Annotated in this window: 4 protein-coding genes; 2 read left to right on the forward strand and 2 right to left on the reverse strand. The window is 72.3% G+C overall.

What is annotated here, in order from left to right:
• The coding region (locus Q664_RS36330; RefSeq protein WP_043406620.1) for a Kelch repeat-containing protein at positions 1 to 461 on the reverse strand (461 nt) is incomplete at its 3' end.
• A gap of 166 nt (positions 462 to 627) precedes the next feature.
• Positions 628 to 939: a hypothetical protein gene (locus Q664_RS36335; protein ID WP_043406612.1), complete on the reverse strand. Its 312-nt coding sequence runs from the start codon at positions 937 to 939 to the stop codon at positions 628 to 630.
• A gap of 199 nt (positions 940 to 1,138) precedes the next feature.
• On the opposite strand from Q664_RS36335, the gene Q664_RS36340 reads away from it, so the two are divergent.
• Both Q664_RS36340 and Q664_RS36345 read left to right on the forward strand, forming a co-directional pair.
• Positions 1,139 to 1,336, forward strand: coding sequence for a hypothetical protein (locus tag Q664_RS36340; protein ID WP_043406614.1), 198 nt, complete (start codon positions 1,139 to 1,141; stop codon positions 1,334 to 1,336).
• Positions 1,337 to 1,405: 69 nt separating this feature from the next.
• Positions 1,406 to 3,595 carry a sensor histidine kinase gene (locus tag Q664_RS36345; protein ID WP_043406617.1) on the forward strand — a complete coding sequence of 730 codons (2,190 nt, stop codon included), beginning with the start codon at positions 1,406 to 1,408 and terminating at the stop codon, positions 3,593 to 3,595.
• The last annotated feature ends 76 nt before the right edge of the window (positions 3,596 to 3,671 follow it).

The following is a 3,671-nucleotide window of genomic DNA, read 5'->3' on the forward strand; positions in this document are numbered from 1 at the left end:
AGCACGCGCCCGTCCGGCAGCAGCACCGCCGCGGGGTCGTTGCGCGCCTCGCCCATGTCCCGCACCGCCGTCCACCGGCCCGTGCCCGGGTCGTACACCTCCGCGCTCGCCAGCGCGCCAAAGGACGCCGAGAACGTGCCCCCCACCACCAGCACGCGCCCGTCCGCCAGCCGCACCGCCGCGTGGTTGCGCCGCGCCGTGCGCATCGCTCCCGTGGCGTACCACTCCCCCGTCTCCGGCTCGTACACCTCGCAGCTCATCAGCGTCCGGCTGCCATCATGTCCACCCGAGGCCAGCACCCGCCCGTCCGCCAGCGCCACCCACGGCAGCAGCTTGCGCGGCGTGCTCAGCTCCCGGGACACCAGCCCCTGATCCAGCCCGTCCGGCGGCGGCGCCGAGCTGCAGGAAAACACCATCGTGAAGAGCGCCAGCATGGCGCAGGACGTCGAAACCCTTTTCATGACCCTTCCCACTCCGTTCCGAGAAGGACGGGTCTACACGCCGGGTCTGACATTCCCGGCGCTGGATTCCTCCATGATTCCCAGGGGTTATCGTCCTGTGTATGACAGACCTGTCAGGTGGGACGCGGAACATGCCGCACCCCGTCATGAGTCCGTCATGGCCGCGTCATGCGCCGGGGTGGGAGGCCTCCGGGTCCTCCACGTTCACCGGCTCGGCGTCCATGCCGTTGTGGTGGCGTGGAGGCAGCGCCCCGCCGTCGTCGTCCTCCAGCTTCAAGAGGTGCGGGGTGCGCTCCAGGTACAGCTCGCCGTCGCGCGCGTAGCGCACGTCCGAGAACTCCACGAGGAACTCCTCGCGCGACAACAGGCGGGGCTCGAGCTCGAAGTGCGTCTCGCCCACCGCGGCCACGCGGCCCACCCTGCGCCCCTGCGTGTCCCGCACCACCATGCCCTCGCGAACCTCGTCCTGCAGCACCATGGCCTCCTCCTCGGCGAGCCCCCGAGCCCTCCCGCCCCGGAGCCCATGCCTTCTGAGTGGGGAACACCCGGCCCACCGGCAACCCCTGGCGGCTGGCAGGAAGAGCGGCCCTGGAGCCAGGGGGTGGCTCCGCCGCCGGGGCTCGCGTCCCGCGCGGTGCCTAACGTTCCTCCGAAGGAAATGAGAGGAGGAGGCCGCCATGCTCCTGGAACTGAGCGCCGTCGAGGCCCGAGAGCTCAAGGAAGTCCTCGACTCGTCCCTGCGCAAGCTGCTCGATGAGATCGCCCACGCCGACCACCGCGCCTACCGCGAGATGTTGCAAGCGCGCTACGCCCGGCTCGAACAACTCAACCACCGGCTGGGCACGTCCGTCGAAAGCGACCAGGTCTACGCCTGAGCCGAGGCCCGTGCGCCGCTCCGTTCGAAACGTGCGCCCCCCCTGGACGTCCGGCATGCTTGGACGCACGTGACGACTCCGGCCGCCCCCATCCGCTTCCTGCTGTCGCCGTCACTGGGCGAGGTGAAGGAGCACGTGCGCGCCGAGCTCTTCAGCCGGGCCCTCACCCAGCGGCTGGGCCGGCCGGTGGTGGTGGAGCTCGCTCCCTCGTACGAGGCATTGGAGCGGGAGCTGGCGGAGGGCCGGGTGGACCTGGCGTGGGCCACGGCCGAGCAGTGCACCGCCTTCGAGCCGCAAGCGCGCGCGGTGTTGCGCGCCGTACGGGCGGGGCTCTGGTACTACCACGCGGCCCTGGTGTGCCGGGCGGATGCGCCGCTCACGTTGAAGACGTTGAAGGGCACGCGCGCCGCGTGGGTGGCCCCGCGCTCCACCGGCGGCTACCTCCTGCCCATGCGCCACCTGACGGCCCGAGGACTGTCCGTGGCGGACACCTTCTCGGAGCAGCGTTTCCACGGCACCTACCGCAAGGCCCTGCTGGCGGTGCTGGCGGGCGAGGCGGACATGGCCGCCATCTACTCGAGCCACCCGGAGGAGAACACGGTCCGCGCCTACCTGGCCGAGCACCTGGGCTCCGGCGAGCGGGGGCTCATCCCCTTCGAGTTCACCGGACCCACGCCCGCGGATGGGCTCATCTTCACCCAGCGGATGCCCGAGGCGGACGTGACGGCGCTGGTCTCCGTGCTCACCTCGCTGGCGGGCCACGGGGCGGGGTTGGAGCCGCTGCTGGGCCTCTTCGACAGCGAGGGTTTCGTCCTCTCGTCCACGCCCCGGCCGCCCCCTCCCCGGACGGCCCGGCGGGCGGAATACCTCGCGGTGGAATTGGACGCGCGGGAGCGGTGCATGCGGCTGTGGGCGCCCACGGGAGTGGCCTTCGGGCGGGACGTGCGCCAGGCGGAGGGACGGCCGCTGGAGGAGGTCCTGGGGCCCGAGGCGGGAGCGGCGCTGGTGGCGCTCGCGCGGGCCGCCCGGCACAGCGGCGTGGGGGGCCGGGTGGAGTACCGCCTGGAGGTGGAGGGAGAGACGCGCTGGTACTCGGCCGAGGCCACGGTGCGCATGCCGGTCTCGGAGACGGCGAGCCCCACCACGGCGCTGCTGGTGCGGGACGTGACGGAGCTGCGCGCGCTGGAGGAGGAGCTGTACCGGCTGGCCTCCTTCCCGCTGCTGCACCCGGAGCCGATGATGGAGCTGGGCCCGGGCGGCGAGCTGCATTACGCCAACCCGGCGGCGCACATGGCGTTTCCGGACCTGTTGGTGCGTGGGGCGGGGCACCCGCTGGTGGAGGCGGCCCAGGCGTGGGCGAAGCGCGGCGCGGAGGTGGGCGAGTCCCCGCCCGTCGTGCAGCTGGGCGGCCGGCACTGGGAGCTGACGGTGTCGCCCCTGGTGGATCCAGAGGGGCTGCGCGTCTTCGCCAAGAACGTGACGGCGCGCAAGCAGATGGAGGCACAGCTCTTCAAGGCGGACCGGCTGGCGGCGCTGGGCTCGCTCGCGGCGGCGGTGGGCCACGAGATGAACAACCCGCTGGCCTTCATGATGGCCAACCTCGGCTTCGCGCGCGAGGAACTGGCGCGGCTGAGGGAGGCGCTGGGCGAGGAGGGCCACACGCTGGCCGGCGACGTGGACGACCTGCTGGAGGCGCTGAACGAGGCGACGGAGGGCGCGGACCGGCTGAAGGGAATCGTGCAGGACCTGCGGCTGCTGTCGCGCGCGCCGCCGGAGCACCGCGAGACGGTGGAGGTCGTGCCCGTGCTGGAGCACGCGTTGAGCCTGGTGCGCGGCGAGCTGCGCCACCGGGCGAGGCTCGAGAAGGACTTCCGGCCGGTGCCGCGGGTGGAGGGTGACGAGACGCGGCTGGTGCAGGTGTTCGTGAGCGTGCTGCACAACGCGGTGCAGGCGATGAACGAGCTGGACGCGCCCCGCAACGTGCTGCGGGTGTCCACGTACACGGGCCCGGCGGGTGAGGCGGTGGTGGAGGTGCAGGACACGGGCGTGGGCATGCCGCCAGAGGTGCTGGCGCGCCTCTTCGAGCCCTTCTTCACCACGCGGCCGGCGAACGCGGGACTGGGACTGTCGGTGAGCCACGCCATCGTGACGAGTCTGGGCGGCACGCTGCGCGCCGAGAGCCGCGAGGGCGTGGGCACCACGCTCACCATCGTCCTCCCGGCCGCCACTCCCTCTCCCTCCGGGAGAGGGTTGGGGTGAGGGTATCCGAGCCTGTTCTTCCAACCCGTGCCCTCCGTGTGGACAGAGGGTTCAACCCGGGGCCCTGGTACNCNCC

The sequence above is a fragment of the Archangium violaceum Cb vi76 genome, assembly GCF_000733295.1.
Lineage (GTDB): Bacteria > Myxococcota > Myxococcia > Myxococcales > Myxococcaceae > Archangium > Archangium violaceum.

Coding starts and splice junctions, on each gene's coding strand:
- Q664_RS36335 (WP_043406612.1), bottom strand. CDS start 939: ATGGTGCTGCAGGACGAGGTTCGCGAGGGCATGGTGGTGCGGGACACG.
- Q664_RS36340 (WP_043406614.1), top strand. CDS start 1,139: ATGCTCCTGGAACTGAGCGCCGTCGAGGCCCGAGAGCTCAAGGAAGTC.